Genomic DNA, 15,412 nt, shown 5'->3' with positions numbered 1-15,412 from the left:
CCCCGCCGTTATGTTTTCGGCGGGTTTGTTATTGTATGGAAATGGCTGTATCAGGAAATTCCCTTTACAATGAGCAGCTTATCTCCGGGATGGATTTCATCCGAAGCCAGCTCATTAATATCCTTGATTTGGGACACCGGCACGTAGTATTTCTTGCCGATATTCCACAGGCTGTCACCCTCCCTGGCAATGTAGGCCACAATTCCCGGCAGGCTGCTCAGCTTATCCGGATCAAGATCCGTCACCTTTACCTCCTGTATCATAGGCTCCTCATAGTGGTTGAAAACAATGCCGTGGAAAACGAGCACTGCCTTTACATCCACTTCATCCGCATCAATCATGGTCACGCTCAGCCCCTCCGGCACTGCGTCCAGCTTGTAAGTGCAGTCCGGGCTGATACCCGGGATTTCCAGCACATAGCTGAAAGGAATGGTTCCAGAAATACTGTCATAAGGGACCTCGGGATCTCCTGTGCCATAGAGGCTCTTGATTGCCGCTGCCCCGGTGATGCGCAGGCCTTCCTCCACAATTTTGGTTTCAGCCAGCTGGATTTCGCATTCACTGTGGCACAGCTGCTGCATCTTGGGCAGTCCTGCAGCCACCTTGAAATGACCGGCAATCTTCGTTTTTCCTGTATTTTTCATCAACAGCTGCTTCAGGTTTCCCACGCCGGAAACCGCCTCTATCTCTTTCGTTACTCCATATACGTCAGAAAGAATTTCCGTCTGTTCTTCTTCATATATTTTCATATCCAAATCCAGAACGATTTCCAGGCCTATGATGCGCTCTTCTCCGTCGGCATCGGCTTTTACCTCGATTTCCTTATGTCCGATCTGGCAGGCAATGTCATCCACCATCCGTTCTCTCAGCCCCTGGCAGTCCAGAACACCGCTGAACGGGATAACCGCCTCATACCACATGACAGGACGGTTTTCGCCTTCCCCTTCATAGAGGAAAAACAGCTGGATCTCGCCCTGGAGGGAAAGCTTTCCTTCGGAAATCCGGAATTCCGTTTCTCCAAGCCTGCAGTTTAGCCAGAAGATTTCAAAGATATTGGGATATCCCCCGGGCAGCTCCATTTCCTCGCGTATGCGGAAAATATCCTTTTTCTGAATCGCCAGGCTGGCGAGGTTAATCGTCTTCTGCCGGAATTCCACAGGTTCCGCACTGCTCAGCTCCACGGCGGCCTCTTCATCATAAAGCTCTTCCACATACAGGCCTAAACGGATCAGTGACTGTACGCTCAGCTTCCTGGAGTTGATCATGCCGACGCTGAGATCCTCCAGGTCTTTTTTTATGGATACGCTGTCGGTGGGAGCCACGCCCTCCATATAAATCTGCTCATCAAATGGAATGCTGCCCTGCATGCTGGCCGGACGGCGCACATCATCATCCGAAAGATAAAGCACCGAAAATTCCAGCTTGCCTTTCACATACACATGGTCCTGCACCGCTCTGATTTCATCGATGACCACTTCGCCCTGCTCCTCGATGAGCTGGTACACGTCAGGCCTGGAATCGGTGATGTTGATATCGTCTTCCATGGTTATCTGCGTACTGGCTTTACATTTGATGCGGTCCATATGTATATTCTTTTTTATTAATTCCATACAAATATCCCTCCACGCGAATGCCTTTGTACAATGTATTCGATCGGGGGAAAAATATGACTGGAAAATGTAAAAGCTTCCTGGCCGGTCCTTTCCTGATTTCGGGCGTCAGGGCATGTTTATTTTACACAGCCGATGATTTCATTGATGTCGGCTATTTTGTTTTGGATGAGGTAGGCCTGAATGCCCTCAAGAATATCCCGGGTTGCATAGGGGTTGATAAAGTTTGCGGCTCCTACGGCTACTGCGGTCGCCCCGGCCATGAGGAATTCAAGGGCGTCTTCAGCGGTGGTGATGCCTCCCATACCAATAATGGGGATTTTTACCTTCTGGGCACATTCATAGACCATACGGACGGCTACAGGTTTGATGGCCGGGCCGGACATGCCGCCGGTTTTGTTGGCTAGGACGAAGGTACGGCGGTTGATGTCTATTTTCATGCCCGTCAGGGTGTTGATCAGGGAAATGGCATCGGCTCCTGCCGCTTCTGCGGCCATAGCCATCTCTGTGATATCCGTGACGTTGGGACTGAGTTTCATGATGATTGGTTGTTTTGCAACTTTTTTAATTGCGGAAGTGATTTCAGAAAGACAATCGGCTTTCTGGCCAAAAGCAATGGCGCCTTCTTTTACATTTGGGCAGGATACGTTGATTTCCAGCATGTCAACGTCCGTATCCGCCAGGCGCTCCACTACCTCCAGATATTCTTTTATTGTTTTTCCGCAGACATTTACGATAATTTTGGTATCGTATTGTTTAAGGAAGGGAATATCACGTTCAATGAAAACATCGATGCCGGGATTCTGGAGGCCGATGGCATTCAGCATGCCGCCGTAAACCTCCGCTACACGGGGGGTGGGGTTGCCGGGCCAGGGAACGTTTGCCACACCTTTGGTGACAACGGCCCCCAGGGCGTTCAGATCCACAAATTCACTGTATTCCATGCCGGAGCCGAAAGTCCCGGAGGCAGTCATGACGGGATTTTTGAATTCTATACCGGCTATATTGACTTTTGTATTCATGTTTGCTCCTATCTGTGTGCTTTAGCACACTTTTAAATCAGGCGGGCTGAAAGCGCTTTTCTTTCAGCCTTGCTCCTATCTGTGCGCTTTAGCGCACTTTTAAATCAGGCGGGCTGAAAGCGCCTTTTTCAGATTTCCACTTCTCTGGCTTCAAATACAGGGCCGTCCGTGCAGATGCGGGCATTATTCACATGGGAATGTGCGTCCACATTTTTCGTGGTGCAGACGCAGCCCAGGCAGGCGCCTACGCCGCAGGCCATTCTTTCCTCCAGGGAAATATAGGCGGGGATGTCCGCCTCCAGCGCATATGCTTTGATGGCGCGCAGCATGGGCATGGGGCCGCAGGCATATATGATGTCCGCCTTGAGGGCATTCTCACGGATGGCATCCATGACGTTTCCGGCGGTTCCTACGCTGCCGTCTTCCGTAGCGATATAAAGATCCCCGTTTTTCTCAAAGTCTTCCCGCAAAAAGCAGCTGCTGTCACGGTAGCCGACAATAATTTTCTTGTTGCAGTCCAGCTGTTTTGCAAGCTCCAGGATGGGAGGCACGCCGATTCCCCCGCCCATAAGAAAGGCCGTCTGGTCTTTATTTACTTTATCAAGAGGGAAGCCGTTCCCCAGGACTCCCAGGATATCCATGGTGTCTCCGGCGCGGTAACCGGAAAACTCGGCCGTGCCTTTTCCGGCCACCCTGTAAACAATGCGCAGCGTCTCCTCTTCCTTATTCACTTCACAAATGCTGATGGGGCGTGGCAGAAGGGTGCTTTTGTCCCTGGGGTAGACGGCGATAAACTGGCCGGGGGCGCTTTCCCGGGCAAGGCCCGTCCTTATCCGGCAGTCATAAATCCCGGGGGCTATCTCCTGCTGCATCAATACTGTGGCTTGTTCTTTTTTCTTCTGTGCCATTTTTCTTCCTTTCTTCCGTATCCGTCAGGAACGGTAGGCAATTTTTCCGTTTGCTATGGTAAAGTGGATTTTTCCTTTCATCTTACGGCCCAGGAAGGGAGTATTTGCGGATTTGGAAAGAAAATGCTCCGCTTTCCAGGTTTCCTCCGGGCGAAAAAGAATCAGATCCGCAGGTCCGCCCTCTGTCAGGCGGCCTGCATCCAGATGATAAAGTCTTGCAGGGGCAAGGGACATTCTTTCTATAAGTTCGGGGAGGGTAAGCTCTCCTTTGTCCACCAGCTGTTCCAGTCCCAGGGAAAGGGAGGTTTCCAGCCCGATGATGCCGCTGGGTGCCGCTGTCAGCTCCCTGGCCTTTTCCTCCGCGCTGTGGGGGGCATGGTCGGTAGCTATCATGTCGATGGTGTTGTCCTTCAGGCCTTCTATGATGGCCAGACGGTCCGCTTCCTCCCGGAGGGGAGGATTCATTTTTGCCATGGTTCCATATTTTATGGCAGCTTCCTCTGTCAGGGTAAAATGATGGGGCGTCGCCTCGGCATGGACGTCGGCTCCTCTTTTTTTCGCTTCTCTTACCAGCTGCACCGCCTCTTTTGTGCTGATATGCTGGATGACCACACAGGCGCCGGTTTCCTCCGCCAGGCGCACGTCTCTGGCTACCAGGTCGATTTCCGCCTGACGGTCGGATCCGCCGATTCCGTAAAAGGCGCTGGCTTTTCCTCTGTTAATTCCATTATTTTCGATAAATGCCGGGTTTTCCTCGTGGAAGCTGATGGGAACGCCCAGGGCGGCGGCCTGTTCCATGGCCCTGCGCGCGGTTTCCTCTTCAAGCAGAGGGATTCCGTCATCGGTAAAGCCCACAGCGCCAGCCGCCAGGAGCGCAGGCATGTCAGTCAGCTCCTGCCCCTTCATTCCCCTGGTCACATTGGCGCAGGTGGTTACATGGATTGCCGTCTGCTTTCCTTTTTCCAAAACCCGGGCAAGGGTTTCCGGGTTGTCCACGCATGGATTCGTGTTGGCCATGAGAACCACCGTGGTAACGCCTCCCGCCGCCGCAGCGCGGGCTCCCGTCCGGATATCTTCCTTATGTTCAAAGCCCGGTTCCCGGAAATGGACATGGGCATCCACAAGTCCCGGCGCGGCAATCATGCCTCCGGCATCTATGACCTGAAGCATGTCCGCCTCCCCACCGGAAAAAACAGCAGCCTCTTTTTCCGTGACAGAGTCTGCTATTTTTATGATTTTATCATCCTGAATCAAAATGTCTTTCCTGGCGTCAGTGCCTGACGCCGGGTCTATCATATGTGTATTTTTGATAAGCAGCATATTTTTCTCCTTCTGCTGTTGCCGGCCTGCAGTTCTTTGTTATGTACATTGCCCTGCCCGAACCGGCGCAGGTATAATGTCGGCTACACCGCCATTATACCATACACCCGTTTTTTTCTTCAACCGCTTTGCCCGGATTTGTGGCTGCCCGGATTTTCCGCACACAGTCACCGATCCCTGTAAAAACGGACGCTCACAGGAATCCCTGCCGCTTCTCTTCAATCAAATACTACCGTTTTGTCCCTGAATTCTATTTTCAGTACAATATAAGGATAGGAGGGACTGGTCCCGGGCGAGCTTCCCGCTTTGGGGCCAAGCAGGTTGGTATTGACGTAAATGGCATTGTCCGTTTCATACAGTTCATTTACCGTCACGCTGTAGCCGCCGCTTTCCTGCTTTCCATAGCCGACGCAGATGTAAAGATAGCCTTCGTCCGCATAGGTCAGCTTGAAGGCACTTTCCTTTTTCTGATCCAGAATTTCCTTCAGCTCATCCGGCAGCCTATCCTCGCTTACCACCGTAAATTCCAGATTGTTCCTGTCCTCTTCTTTTTCTGTTTCGCCGCCGCAGGCAGAAAGCATAGCAGCCATGATGGAAACTATCACCAGCAAGCATATTTTTTTCATAGAAAAACCTATCCGCCTTTTTTACTAATCTATTGGCGGACAGGATGTCCTATGCCGGATATTTACAATTTTCCCCGAAAAAAGGGGGGGGACTATTCAGCCATGCCATTCATAATGTGGCGGATGGTACATATTGATGATAAATTTTTCCCGGCCCCGCCAGCTTATCAGGCGGGCATTCTCCCGCAGAACGGGATACCTGGACTGGCCAATCTGTGGTAAAGTATGTTTACCGGCCGGAACAAAACAGGATGCGGCGACGTTATTGTATGTAAAAAAGCTTAACGGCCGCGCGGCATTTAGATTACAGGGGGACACTTTATGGCAGAATTTCAATTTCAAATCGCTCCGTTACGAAAACAGCACGGCCTCAGCCAGCAGCAGTTGGCCGTGCTTCTGGGCGTGGCGCCGCAGACCGTCAGCAAATGGGAAACCGGCGTCACCTTTCCTGATATTGCCCTGCTGCCACAGCTGTCCGGGATATTCGGCGTATCCGTGGATGAACTGATGGGGCTCAAGCCTCTTCCGGATGCCGCCTATATTCCCACAGATAAGGGGAAAAAAGGCTATTGGGGCAGGCAGCTGGATTATCTTACCCGCACCCGTTCTTCCTTCTGGAACCAGGATTATATCGGTTTCCTTGTGGAAAAGGTGTGGAACCTTACAAAGCCCGTCCGCGTCCTGGACTGCGGGTGCGGCTATGGTTTCCTGGGCAGCCTCCTGCTGCCGCTGCTTCCTGAGGGAAGCACCTATACCGGCGTGGACTTTGACGAAACACTCATCCGGGAGGGAAAAGCCATGCTGTGCGATACGGATTTTGCCGTTTCTCTGCACTGCGCGGATTTTATGGAATGGATGCCGGAAAAAGCATCCGAATGCAGCTATGATCTGGTTCTCTGTCAGGCGGTGCTCCGCCATATCGACAGAGCGGAAGCTTTTCTGGAACGGATGGTATCCTTCACCCGCTCCGGAGGGATTACCGCTTGCTTTGAGGTAGACAGAGAGCTGGAATGCGACGGGCTGTACATTGAAGGAATGGATTATGGGGAGCTGTGCAGCCGCACCGGTCTGCGCAGTCTGTGGAAAAAAGAACGGGAATGCCAGGGACGTGACTACGCCATAGGAATCAGGCTTCCTGTCCTCATGGAACGTATGGGGCTTGTGCATGTGGATATCCGGCTCAACGATAAGGTCCGTTATATCAGTCCGGCCCAGCCAGATTATGAACAGGCCGTTTCCGATCTGCTCCGGGCCAACCACTGGATGCCGGAGGATATGGCCGTGGATACCCAGGCCGGTGCGGAGGGCTTTATGAACCATGGCATGAGCCGCCAGGAGGCTGAAAGCTACTATTCCAGGCAAAGAAAAATTGCCTCCTTCCTCAACGGAAACAGAGACAATCTTTCCATCATCCAGACGCTGGGGCTGCTGATTTCCTACGGCTATAAGCCATAGCTTTTCCACAGCCGGCCCGTAAAAATCAGCCGTTATCCACGATTCTGCGGGCTACATCCGGTTTATTTGTGATAATCGCATCGATGCCTTCCTGCACCAGACGGCGCATGTATTTTTCATCATCCACGGTCCACACGTGAAGAAGGAGTTTCTTTTCCCGGCAGGCCTTAAGAAAGCCTTCATACTGCAGGTTATAAAGCGCAGGGTGCAGAGCGTCCGCTCCCAGCCCTGCCGCATAGCCGGGCACATCCTGGAAGCCGTCCGCATACAGCAGACCGGTTTTGGCCTTCGGATCATACTCTCTCATCTTCATCACACTGTAATGATTGAAGGAGGAATAAATAATTTTTCCCTGCATTCCCAAAGCCTGTTCCAGCCGGAACAGCTTTTCTTCTATTCCGGGATAAAAATAGATTCCCGTCTTGATTTCCACATTGATTTCCAGGCCTGTGGGCTCTAACAGTTCATACACCTCTGCCAGCGTGGGGATGCGCGCATCCGCATATTCCGGGTGAAGCCTGTTAAAATGAAACCGCTTCAATTCCTCCAGCGTATAATCCCTGACATAACCTGAGCCGTCGCTCACCCGGTCAATGGTTTCATCGTGAATGACCACCAGCTCTCCGTCCTTACTCAGCTGTACATCCAGCTCCACGCCGTCCGCCTTCTGCTCCGCCGCCAGACGGAAGGCCTCCAATGTATTTTCCGGCGCGTAGGCGCTGGCTCCTCTGTGTGCCCATACCTTAGTTTTCATAACCCTGCTCCTTTTTTCACTGCCTGACCGGCATTTATTCCAATTCGCTATATTTCCAGCCGCATCCCGTCGTAAGCCACTATTTTGCTTCCGTAATCCTCATCCGGCCTGTGCAGTTCCCGGGACAGATGGGACAGCACCACCAGGGAATCCTTCCTCAATATCCCGCATTCCTCCATGGCTTCCACCAGCATATCCACCATGGCCAGCGTATTGTGGCTGGCGATCCTGTAATTGGCCCGCATGGAACCCACCGTCGCCTCCATTATGGCCAGATCCAGCTCATGCTTTCTGAGAACCGACCAGGTCTGGGCAAGAAACCAGGCGCCGTCACAGCCGTAGAAAAATTTCTTTCCTTCACAGGCAAACAGATAATGCAGCGCCGTCTCCCGGGTCCTGGATACCTCATGGTTCGCCCCCAAAGCCTGCATGGTCACCTTGCCCAGCTTCACCCTGTCCCCTGTTTTCAGCGGGTGCAGCCTCATCAGGGACAGCTCCTTTTCCGTCAGCTTCAGCGAGGGTATCGTGCCCTCATGGCAATAAAAGCCTACCTTTCCCCTGGCCTCCCCCAGGAATCCATCCAGCGCCTTAAGGCTGAAATGATCCCCGTGGCTGTGCGTCAGTATAACCGCCTTCAGCCCGGATAAATCAAGCTTAAGCACCTTAACGGCAAAAAACCAGGATTCCGGCGCAGGATCAATCAGGTATTTACCGTTTATAAGCAGGCTGCAGGTACGCCGGATGAGACCGTCCGTATCATATCTCACACCGGCCTGCGGCCTCACGGGCCAGTCCGCGGCCCCCGTTCCCAGAAAAACCAAATCAAATGCTGCCATCCTGTTCTCCTTTTTCCAGCCGGAGGCCTCACTGCCCCTGGCCCTTCTGATATTCCTTCGGCGTCATCCCATATTTTTTCTTAAACAGGCTGAAAAAATAAGGATAACTGCAGAAGCCCACTTCATCAATGATTTCCTTCAGCCTCAGCTGCGAGCTATCCATCAGTTCCTTTGCCCGCTCCAGCCTGACCTCGTTCAGATATTCCACGAAGCCCGTGCCCACCTCATTTTTAAACAGGGTGCTCAGATAGGAGCTGTTCATACCGGCATTATCCGCCGCGTCCCCTAAAGATATCCCGTCCATATAGTGCTGATGGATATAGGATACCATTTTTCTCACCGGAACGGAATAGCCATTCTGCCCCTCCAACACTTTTTTCTCCCGGATAATCGCAGCGAAAAGCTCATGAAAAAATTTCCCGCACTCCCTCAGCTTTTCCATCTGCGCCACATACTCCATGACGCCGGTTCTGTGCGTATATACCTTTTCATAAGGAATCCCCTGTTTTTTGCAAAAAGATATGGAAAGGATAGTCAGATCGGAAAACAGCTGGGTACAGCCGGAACGCAGGATATTCCCCTCAAAAATCTCCCGGAAAATATGGTCTACGGTTTCCTCCGCCAGCGTCTCATCCCCCTGTCGCAGCGCAGCCGTAAGCCTCTGCTCATCCTCCAGCCTGATGCCGTTTCCTCCATTATATTCCTGCGCCTCCTCCCTCCCGCTCTCCGGCTGCAGATCCATAAATTCCTTTTTCCTGCGTTCCTCCAGTTCCTGAAAGGCCTCCGGCATCTCCCGCAGGGGACACATGCGGCCGATATGGAAATTTCCATTCAGACGCATGAACTTATTCAGACAAAAGCTGCTGCGGTTCATCATCTTCCGCAGTTCCTCTCCCGTCCGCTGCTCGCTGGCACAACCGTTTAACGAAATCAAAAGCAGGATTTCATTATTTTCCAGGGGAACCGCCATCCCCTTATGATCCTCCCTGATAATTTCCTCCAACACATTGCATACGGAAAAAATTATGATCATCCGGTCACGCAGCGTCCCGCTTCCCGTCTTTTCTTCAAGATTGCGGATAACCAGCAGCACCGGGATAACCCTTCCCACATCCATATCGATGGAAAGCGTCTGCATTTCCTTTTCTATGGCCGCTTCCTTTCCCTGGTATTCCTTTCCGATCAGACGCAGCACAAACTGCCTCCTGAGCGCCTGCAGATTGTTTTCATCCTTTTCAATGCCCGGCCCCGTCTTCAGTATCTCCTCCGCCTTGTGCAGCGATTCCAGCAGAAGCTCCGGCGTCAGATCATTCTTGATCAGGTAATCGATGGCATTATTTTTCAGCACGTCCCTCACATATTTGTAATCATCATAGCCGCTGAAAACAATGGTACAGATTTCCTGATACTCCAGGGCGATGCGGCGCACCAGCTCATCCCCGTTCATCCGGTTCATCTTCACATCCGTAATCACAATCTGCGGCCGAAGGGACGGTATCGCCGCCCAGGCCTGGGTCCCATCGCTGCATTCCCCGCAGATGGTATAGCCCTCTTTTTCCCAGTTAATCAGCGAGCGGACCGTCATCCGGCTCAGCAGCTCGTCATCCACCAGTAATACTCTAATCATCTTCCTCACCTGCCTGTGTCCGTTTGGGAATACGCAGGGAAACACAGGTAAAAATCCCCTTTTCCCCGGTAATGCTCACCCCATATTCCTCGCCGTAATACAGCTGGATCCGCTTCTGGATATTAAACAGCCCGATTCCGTCCCCTTTCTGAAGCCGGGCCAGAATATCCCTGCTTTCTTCCTCGCTCAGCCCCCGGCCGTTATCCTCCACGTCGATCACCACATCCCCGCCGTCCGCATAAATGGAAATGGAGATATAACCGTCCTTATCCTCCATTACCCCTCCGTGCTTCAGGGAATTTTCCACAATCGGCTGTATCAGCATTTTCAGGATATAGTACTGTCTCAGCTCTTCCTCAATTTTGCATACAAATTTAATTCTTGCCGCCTTCTGGAATTCCTTCATGCATATGTATTTGTTCAGGTAGTCCAGCTCCTCCTGAAAGGTCATATATGTTTTCTTGGACATGTTAACCTGCATGATGGAGCTTAAGGCATCCACTGCGTCCACCACCGCTTCCGCCCCCTGCATCTGCCCCATCCACTTGATTGTATTCAGGCTGTTATACAGAAAGTGGGGATTGATCTGCGCCTGAAGGGCACGCAGCGCCAGCACTCTCTTTTCCTTCTCATGCATTCTGATATCGATGATCTGTTCCTTGATTCGGTCCACCATATCCTCGAATCTGTGATAAAGCACCTCCGCCTCATCCCCGGAGGTAATGACCACATTCAGCTGCAGATTATCCTTTCCGATCCCCTCCACGGCATCTGTAAGAAGCTCTATGTTACGGAGAAACCTCTCCGCAAGGATACGGCATAACAGAAGCGCGGTCAAAGACAGAAGCAGCAGAACCACCGCATTCATGGAAAGCATTTTCCCATGCTGCCCTGAAATCTGTTTATACGGAATGAGAATAATGCTCTGCCAGCCGGTCACCTCTGACTGCATGCTCATGAGCAGAACCTTGTTTTTCCCGATCCTGCTCACCGTTCCGTCCTCTTTTTCCGCCAGGACGGCCACTTCTTCCTCCGTCACCGGCCCGCCCTGCTCCAGCCCTTCCAGGTTGTTGCGGTATATTTCCTGCCCTGCCTGTCTGTCCCAGATAATCACACCCGCATCGTACCGCTGCATTTCATTATAAATTCCGTAAATTCCCCGGCAGTTAATGGACATGACCACCCAGCAGAGCGGCTTCCCCCTTCCCAGATCCAGCTGCTTTGTCAGCATCATTTTGGGATAATCGTATTTATCCCTGGCCGGCTGGACCGAAAATAACACATCCTGCTCCCCCGCCAGCCTTTTATAGCGCTCCAGCTCCTGTTCATCCGGCGTTGACAGCGAGCCTCCCGCAGAAAATTCCATCCCGTTTTCCGTAAACACATAGATGTTCTGCATATACTCGGCCCCTGTCATCACGGCCTTCAGAAGCAGCTGCATATTTTTCATGTCAGTCAGCCGCTCGCTGTCATTGGAATAGGAGGTCTTATTCAGTATGGGCTTTGCGAGCGAATTATTCTGCAGGATATAGGCAATCAGCCGCAGCTTCTTCAGATAGCCCTCCACATTCTTATTCGCGCTCTCCGTCATCTCCCTGGCATACTCCACGCCCCTTTCGGAAATTTCCCTCGTAAAGGCAACGCCCCAGATCACCGTTGTCGCCAGCACAAAACACAGAAGCAGGCTGGCGACCATGATGACAAATTTATGCTTCATACTGAAAAATTTTTTCTTCATACCTATCCCTTAACCGCCCCGTCCGACAGCCCCGCCACAATATATTTCTGCATACACAGATAAAGGGTGACGATCGGCATGGAAACCAGAACCACATCAGCAAACAAAAGCTGCCAGTCCGAAGCCTTCTGCCCCATGAACAAATAGGTGGTCAGCACCGCCGTCGTCCTTTTGGCGCTGTTGAGCAGATACAGGGAAATTCCGAAATCATTCCAAATCGTCATGACGCAGTGCATCAGCGCCGTAATGGTAACCGGCTTGAGCAGCGGAAAGATAATCCGGAAATACATCAGCAGCGGACTTGCGCCGTCAATAATCGCCGCTTCATCAATTTCACCGGATATCCCTTTGATAAATCCGGTATAGATAAAAAAGATAAACGGAAAAATACTGGCTGCATATACCAGTATAGCACCTGCCACCGCCCCTGTGCCAGTCGTCATATGCACTTTTGACAGAAGAAAGTATACGGGAACCATTGCCAGCGGCAGCGTCAGCCCCATTACGATAAAATTATTTACCGCCTTCATGGCCTTTGTTTTTCTGCGCACTACCACAAACGCCGCCATGGAAGCGAAGGTCAGCACCAATGCAGATCCGCAGAAGGTTACAATCGCGCTGTTAAGGAAGCTGGATACCAGCCTGGCCTCTTTAATCACCGTACCGTAATTTTCCACAATCTGCCCCAGGGAAATCCCTTTCAGGTTCAGCTGGAGCAGATTTGCCTGTCTTTTACTTTTCATGGAATTCACCAGAACCATCAGAAACGGGATCAGCACCAGAAAGCTGATGAGAACGCCGATTGTCTCAAACACGGCCTGTTTAATTTTCTTTTTCCTGTTTTCCCTCATAGCTCCACCTCGTTTTTGGCTATCGTCTGATAGGTGCACAGCGTGATCACAAGAATAATCACGGCCAGCAGCGTCGTGCCTGCCGTGGCTTCTCCGTATTTCTGATAGCTGTAGGAATTGTAAATCATGGTATTGAATACCTCAGTGGCATAGCCGGGACCGCCTCCCGTGGTCGCCACCACAATATCAAACACCTTCAGCCCGCCGATGATGCTCAGCACCACCACATTGTTCACGGAAGCCATCAGCAGGGGAAGCGTAATATTTCTGAACTGCTGCCATTTGGTCGCGCCGTCCACAATTGCCGCTTCATAATAATCCCTGGAAATATTCTGCATCCCCGCCAGAAGAATCATCATGGTATAGCCGGACCACTTCCAGATTTCAATGGCACAGATAGAGAGCATGGCAATTCTGGTATCGGTCAGCCATTTCGGCTGGAAGCCGGTCATCCCCAGACCTCTGATTACCGTATTGATCAGCCCTTTGGAGGGATGCATCAGGGAGGTAAACACAATGCCGATAGCAATGGAATTGACCACTGCAGGCAGATAAAAAACGGTACGCAGATAATTCGTGGTCCGCAGCTTCCTGTTCAGCAGCACGGCCAGGAGCATGCCCAGGCAAACCTTCCCCGCGGTCGTCACTATCGTAAATAAAAAGGTGTTCTTAAAGGCAATACTCATATTTGGATTTTTAAGTATACTGATATAATTTTCCAGCCCGATAAAATCCGCTCTTCTGAAATTCCAATTGGTAAAGGAATACCGGAACCCAACCAGAAACGGAACAATAAAAAAAGTAATAAAAAGGATGATGCCCGGCAGGGCAAAATAAACCGGATACTGTTTTTTTCTTAACATAATTCGTCCCTTCCTTTAACAGGGGGAAGGTGCCTCCCGGCCCCTTCCCCGCTTTTGGCGCAGCAGATATCTGCATCCGTTATTTGCCGCCTTGTTCTGTTCTTTTTTGGCAACGGTCCAATCCCCTCACAGTTACCGCTGCAAATCAATATCCCCAGTCAGGATTTCCCGCTTCCTTCGCATAGGTATCCCAGTCTGTGTCATAGCCTGCAAGCACGTCCTTGGGAGTTTTGTCTCCGGCCAGCATAGCCTGTACGTCGCTGGCCATGGAAGGCGTGGAATAAATGGTGTTGGGCAGCGTGCTTGTTTTACCTGCTTCAATGAGTGCGGAAACATCCGCCGGGATACTGGTCAGCTTAACATCAACGCCGTTAACTGCAGGAATTCCCTGATGCATCTTGTAATACTCGGTCATAGCTTCCTTGGTTACCAGTTCTCCTACAATCTGTACTGCCAGATCCACTTTCTTTCCTTCCTTAGGCACTACAAAGCCGGTAGGAGTCTCCGTATAGGCGATGGAATCCTTGGCTTCTGTTGCCGGGATGGGGAAAAATCCGATATTTTCCAACTCCTCCTGGGATTCTGCAAGCTTCGTCAGCTCCGCATAAATCCAGGTTGCCTGTGAATACATAGCCGCCGTACCGGTAAGCAGCGCTTCCTGTGCATCCGCATAGCTGTCGGAAAGGAAGGTATCCTGGATATAACCCTTATCTTTCATTTCCTTCATACGGTCAAAGGTCAGCTGCATATATTCCATATCGGTCCAGAGCTTTTCGTGGGAATTCAGCGAATCCATGCTTCCCGGCACGATGGATTCCTGTTTCAGCCTGGCGTCAATGGGAATGATCTGAAGCGTCCATTCATTGTCTGTCGTACCGGATACATACATCGGTGTCACTCCGGCTGCCTTCAGCGTCTCGCAGGCCGCCATCATTTCATCCCATGTCTGCGGAATTTCGATCTGATTGTCCGCAAATACCTTTTTGTTATAGCACATGCCAAATACTGTCACATCACCAAAAGGCGCGCAAATCAGTTTTCCGTTGTAGGTCTGGTTGGGAGACTCCAGGATGCTGGCATTATAATCGTTTACCCAGTCTCCTGACAGCTCTACGAACAAATCCTCGCCAATTTCCGTGGCGCTGGTCTTCGCTCCCTGCCACCAGAGAATATCCGGCACCTCGCCTGACTGCATCTTTGCAAAAATAAGCTCGTTTCCTGAACTGCCCTCCGGCACCTCTTCGAACTCAAATTTTACATTGCACTTCTCCGCCACATAATCAAATACCGCATTGGCCTCGTCCGTCCGCCAGCTGGAATGGCAGAGCACATTCAGGGTTTCCCCGCCTCCGTCAACCGCCGCTTCCGCTGCCGCAGTGCTCTCCTGGCTCTCCGCCGCCTCCGTGGATTCAGGCGCCGTGCTCTCCTTGCTCTCCTCCGCAACGGCTGCTGCCGGTTCACTTGCCACCGTCGTGCCTCCCGAAGCGCCTCCGCAGCCTGCCAGAGTAGTAATCCCCAGCGCCGCACACAATAAAATACTGATCATTTTCTTTTTCATTGATAACCCTCCTTCTCTTTCCTTATGCTTCTATTCTAACAAATCACAGGAAAGGAAAATCCTTCTGATTTTTTGGATTTATTACTGTTTTTTTGGAAAATTGGTTGTGCCGCCATCCAATCCGTGTTAAATTATCCCTACGGATATTCTAATCTTCTTCCGGCCTTTTTAACAGGCCTTTAAATATCCGTTCTTTTCTCTTATGCCGCCAGACGGCATCCGGCGTTTTCGCCATCATCTCTTT

Annotated in this window: 13 protein-coding genes; 1 reads left to right on the top strand and 12 read right to left on the bottom strand. The window is 51.4% G+C overall.

The features are described from left to right. Nucleotides 1-50: 50 nt before the first annotated feature. From HMPREF1548_RS07380 to HMPREF1548_RS07360, 5 genes are all read right to left on the bottom strand, one after another. Entirely contained in the window at nt 51-1,610 is a 1,560-nt protein-coding gene (locus HMPREF1548_RS07380; protein WP_021635297.1) for a DUF3794 and LysM peptidoglycan-binding domain-containing protein, read from the bottom strand. Between the two features lie 119 nt (nt 1,611-1,729). Next, nucleotides 1,730-2,632, bottom strand: a complete 903-nt coding sequence (locus HMPREF1548_RS07375) for a dihydroorotate dehydrogenase (RefSeq protein WP_021635296.1) — start codon at nt 2,630-2,632, stop codon at nt 1,730-1,732. A gap of 128 nt (nt 2,633-2,760) precedes the next feature. Next, nucleotides 2,761-3,540, bottom strand: coding sequence for a dihydroorotate dehydrogenase electron transfer subunit (locus tag HMPREF1548_RS07370; protein ID WP_021635295.1), 780 nt, complete (start codon nt 3,538-3,540; stop codon nt 2,761-2,763). Between the two features lie 24 nt (nt 3,541-3,564). Beyond that, entirely contained in the window at nt 3,565-4,860 is a 1,296-nt protein-coding gene (locus tag HMPREF1548_RS07365) for a dihydroorotase (protein WP_021635294.1), read from the bottom strand. 218 nt (nt 4,861-5,078) lie between these two features. Then, nucleotides 5,079-5,486, bottom strand: a complete 408-nt coding sequence (locus tag HMPREF1548_RS07360) for a protease complex subunit PrcB family protein (RefSeq protein WP_021635292.1) — start codon at nt 5,484-5,486, stop codon at nt 5,079-5,081. A gap of 321 nt (nt 5,487-5,807) precedes the next feature. Here HMPREF1548_RS07360 and HMPREF1548_RS07355 point away from each other — a divergent pair, with 321 nt between their 5' ends. After that, on the top strand, nt 5,808-6,941 hold the full coding sequence (locus tag HMPREF1548_RS07355) for a helix-turn-helix domain-containing protein (protein ID WP_021635290.1): 1,134 nt from the start codon (nt 5,808-5,810) through the stop codon (nt 6,939-6,941). Between the two features lie 25 nt (nt 6,942-6,966). Here HMPREF1548_RS07355 and HMPREF1548_RS07350 read toward each other — a convergent pair whose 3' ends face one another. The 7 genes from HMPREF1548_RS07350 to HMPREF1548_RS07320 all read right to left on the bottom strand — a co-directional run bounded on the left by HMPREF1548_RS07350 (nt 6,967) and on the right by HMPREF1548_RS07320 (nt 15,168). After that, entirely contained in the window at nt 6,967-7,695 is a 729-nt protein-coding gene (locus HMPREF1548_RS07350) for a glycerophosphodiester phosphodiesterase (RefSeq protein WP_021635289.1), read from the bottom strand. A gap of 47 nt (nt 7,696-7,742) precedes the next feature. Further along, complete coding sequence (locus HMPREF1548_RS07345; RefSeq protein ID WP_021635288.1) at nt 7,743-8,531, bottom strand: MBL fold metallo-hydrolase; 789 nt, start codon at nt 8,529-8,531, stop codon at nt 7,743-7,745. 28 nt (nt 8,532-8,559) lie between these two features. After that, entirely contained in the window at nt 8,560-10,158 is a 1,599-nt protein-coding gene (locus HMPREF1548_RS07340; protein WP_021635287.1) for an AraC family transcriptional regulator, read from the bottom strand. Beyond that, nucleotides 10,151-11,896 (bottom strand): sensor histidine kinase, encoded by a 1,746-nt coding sequence (locus HMPREF1548_RS07335; RefSeq protein ID WP_021635286.1) that lies wholly within the window; start codon nt 11,894-11,896, stop codon nt 10,151-10,153. Before HMPREF1548_RS07335 ends, HMPREF1548_RS07340 begins: the two co-directional genes overlap by 8 nt. A gap of 2 nt (nt 11,897-11,898) precedes the next feature. After that, nucleotides 11,899-12,747, bottom strand: a complete 849-nt coding sequence (locus HMPREF1548_RS07330; RefSeq protein ID WP_021635285.1) for a carbohydrate ABC transporter permease — start codon at nt 12,745-12,747, stop codon at nt 11,899-11,901. Continuing rightward, nucleotides 12,744-13,610 (bottom strand): carbohydrate ABC transporter permease, encoded by an 867-nt coding sequence (locus HMPREF1548_RS07325; protein ID WP_021635284.1) that lies wholly within the window; start codon nt 13,608-13,610, stop codon nt 12,744-12,746. The genes HMPREF1548_RS07330 and HMPREF1548_RS07325 overlap by 4 nt, the downstream gene beginning before the upstream one ends. A gap of 145 nt (nt 13,611-13,755) precedes the next feature. Then, nucleotides 13,756-15,168: an ABC transporter substrate-binding protein gene (locus tag HMPREF1548_RS07320; RefSeq protein WP_021635282.1), complete on the bottom strand. Its 1,413-nt coding sequence runs from the start codon at nt 15,166-15,168 to the stop codon at nt 13,756-13,758. Between the last annotated feature and the right edge of the window lie 244 nt (nt 15,169-15,412).

The organism is Clostridium sp. KLE 1755 (assembly GCF_000466465.2).
Taxonomy (GTDB): Bacteria; Bacillota; Clostridia; order Lachnospirales; family Lachnospiraceae; genus Eisenbergiella; species Eisenbergiella porci.
The sequence above is the reverse complement of the archived record's forward strand: the minus strand, read 5'-3'. Positions and strand labels throughout refer to the sequence as shown.